General features: G+C 70.1%; 4 protein-coding genes and 1 pseudogene. All 5 read left to right on the top strand.

The window, feature by feature from the left end:
* Positions 1-324: 324 nt before the first annotated feature.
* Positions 325-642, top strand: a complete 318-nt coding sequence (locus tag ACFWEP_RS33775; protein WP_387375992.1) for a gas vesicle protein — start codon at positions 325-327, stop codon at positions 640-642.
* A gap of 29 nt (positions 643-671) precedes the next feature.
* A complete protein-coding gene (locus ACFWEP_RS33770) occupies positions 672-1,142 on the top strand; it encodes a gas vesicle structural protein GvpA (RefSeq protein WP_387375990.1) in 471 nt (156 codons plus the stop codon).
* A 3-nt stretch (positions 1,143-1,145) separates the two neighbouring features.
* A complete protein-coding gene (locus ACFWEP_RS33765) occupies positions 1,146-1,907 on the top strand; it encodes a GvpL/GvpF family gas vesicle protein (RefSeq protein ID WP_387375988.1) in 762 nt (253 codons plus the stop codon).
* The gene (locus tag ACFWEP_RS33760) at positions 1,898-2,155 is read left to right on the top strand and encodes a gas vesicle protein GvpG (RefSeq protein WP_387375986.1); all 258 of its coding nucleotides are present in this window, start codon (positions 1,898-1,900) and stop codon (positions 2,153-2,155) included. Before ACFWEP_RS33765 ends, ACFWEP_RS33760 begins: the two co-directional genes overlap by 10 nt.
* 3 nt (positions 2,156-2,158) lie before the next feature.
* Positions 2,159-2,863: pseudogene (locus ACFWEP_RS33755) on the top strand (histone protein); the annotation flags it as partial.

Below are 2,863 nucleotides of genomic sequence, written 5' to 3'. Positions count from 1 at the left end.
CCGCCGACCAGCTTCTTGAACTTGACCAGGGCGAGGTCGGGCTCCAGGCCGGTGGCGCCGAGCAGAAGCAACAGCGCCCCGACGACCAGTAGCACGATGCCGATGGTCCACAGAAAGGGAAGCCCGGTGATCAAGCCGATCACCAGCAGAATCACACCGAGAACGATCATGGCGTCCTCCGTCCCGTCGTCATCCAGTATGCGCGCCGATCACCCATCGGGCTCGGGGGACGGAATCCTCACCGCGCCCGGAGCGGACCAGCGGGTATGCGCCGATGGCTCCGCCCAAGATGCACCGTGCCCGTTGGCGTCCAGACTGAGAACCATGGCAGAGACACGTCGTAAGCGGGCCGCACCCACCTCGCCCGCCGCGCACAAGGGTTCCTCGGGCAGCGGCCCCCAGGGCGCGGCCCGGGCCGCCTGCCAGAGCCTGGAGAACCTGATCGCGCATCCGCTGGAGGGCGTCTCCGCCGTCCGGCGCGCGGACGACGGCTGGTGCGTCGTCGTCGACGTCCTCGAGGTGCCCCGCATCCCCGATACGACAAGCCTTCTCGCCTCCTACGAGGTGCGGCTGGACCAGAAGGGCGAACTCGTGGAGTACCGCCGGGTGCGCCGCTACCGAAGGGGTTCCGCCGACGAGTGACGCGGCGCCCCAGAACCGGAAGGACCCACATGGCCACCACCTCCTACTCCGACGAAGTCACCTGCCCCCCACGTTCCGGCACTTTGTACGACGTGCTGGAACTCATCCTCGACCGGGGCATGGTGATCGATGTCTTCATCCGGGTGTCCCTGGTCGGGATCGAGATCCTGAAGATCGACGCCCGCATCGTCGTGGCCAGTGTGGACACGTATCTGCGGTTCGCCGAGGCGTGCAACCGTCTGGACCTGGAGCGGGATTCCGGCAGCACCACGATCCCCGAACTGCTCGGTGGGAGCGCGGCCAAGTCGATCGGCAAGCGCAAGGTGCGCAAGGCGGCGTCGACGGTCGGGGACACCGTGCGCAAGGCCGTGGGCGCGGACGACCGTGACCCCGACCCGGAGGACGCGACCGACGAGGCGGAGGAGCCCGTACGCCCCAAGAAGCGGCGGGCTCCCGAGCGCTCCGGCGGCGCCCGTCGCCGTCGTCCTGTGGAGGCCTGAGCCATGCAGACGCAGGGTGTGTACGTCTACGGCATCGTCCGCCACACCACGGCGGTGCCGACCGGGCTGAGCGGCGTCGGCACTCCTCCCGCGCGCCTCACGGCCGTCGGACGGGGAGCGGTCCGCGCCGTGGTCAGCGAGGCGCCCACGCGGCTGCGCGCCCGGCGACGGGATCTCATGGCGCACCAGGAACTGCTGGTCAGGCTCGCGGAGGTCGACTCCGTGCTGCCCATGCGCTTCGGCATGGTGGCGACGGGCGAGCAGACCGTGCTCCAGCAGCTGGCCGCCACCGAGAAGGCTTGCCTGGAGGCCTTGGAGCAAGTGGCCGGACGGGTGGAGATCAACGTCAAGGCGTTCCCCGCGCAGGACTCGCTCGCGGCGGTGGTCGCCGAGGAGCCACAGGTACGCCGGCTCCGCCAGGACGCCCGCCGGACGCCGGGCTACGAGGCTTCGGTACGTCTGGGTGAGGCGGTGGCCAAGGCGATGGCGCGCAGGGCGGCCGAGGCCGGGGAGGAGATCCTGGCCGAGCTCACTTCGATGGCCCACGAGGTATCGAGAGGGCCCGAGGTGCGCGACTGCGCGCTCAACGTGTCGTTCTTGGTCGACCGGACCCGGGAGAGCGAGTTCCGTGACTCGGCGCGGCGCCTTGCCGACGCGCGCCCCGACCACGTCGACCTCAGGGTCGTGGGCCCGCTGCCCTGCTACAGCTTCGTGACCGGCGTCGCCTCGCTCGCGCCGGCCCGGACGGGTGCGGCATGGGGCTGATCAGCGGGATTCTCCTGCTCCCTCTCGCCCCTGTGCGCGGGGTGGTGTGGGTGGCGGACAAGGTGCACGGGGCGGCCGAGCGCGAACTGAACGACCCGACCGTCCTCAGGGCCCAATTGTCCGCACTCAACCGCGAATTGGAGGACGGCCACATCGACATCGAAGAGTTCGAACGTCAAGAGGAACTGCTGCTCGACCGGCTCCACGCCGAAGGCGTGGCGGCGAACCGGACGATCGAAGGTGACTGACCCATGGACGACACGGCCAAGGTGACGCTCGCTGCCGCGGTGGTGGGCGGGTACGTACTGGGGCGGACGAAGAAGGGCAGGCTCGCGATCACGGTCGCGACCTACCTGGCGGGACGACGGTTCGGCCTCGAACCGAAGCAACTCGCGGCAGAGGGAATGCGGCGGCTGAGCGACGTGCCGCAGATCGCCGAGCTGCAGGAGCAGTTGCGGGGCGAGGTGCTCGAAGCGGGCCGCGAGGCGGTCTCGGCTGCCGCCAACCGCGGGATGGTCTCGCTGGCCGAGGCGATCGGCGAGCGCACGGCCCGCCTCGGCGAACGAGGCCGCCCGGCCGAGGAGATCGAAGGCGGGGACGAGGACGAGGAGTACGAGGAGGAAGGCGAGGAGGAGGACGAGGGGCCCTGGGAGGAGGACTCCGAGGACGCGGACGAGGAGCAGGACGAAGACGAGGAGGACGAGGGGGAGGACGACTACGACGAGGCGCCCGAAGACGAAGAGGAGGAGCCCGGGGAAGAGGAGCCGGAGGAGGAGGAACCCGAGGAAGACGAAGAGCCCGAGGACGAAGAGCCCGAGGAAGAGGAGCCCGAGGAAGAGGAGCCGGAGGAGGACGAAGAGCCCGAGGAGGAGCCCGCCCCGCGCCCCCGCTCACGGGGTGCCGCGAAGAAGGCGCCTGCCAAGAAGGCGGCAGCGAAGAAGGCCCCTGCCAAGAAG

Origin of the sequence: Streptomyces sp. NPDC060198, from assembly GCF_042728415.1 — a bacterium.
Classification (GTDB): domain Bacteria; phylum Actinomycetota; class Actinomycetes; order Streptomycetales; family Streptomycetaceae; genus Streptomyces.
The sequence above is the reverse complement of the archived record's forward strand: the minus strand, read 5'-3'. Positions and strand labels throughout refer to the sequence as shown.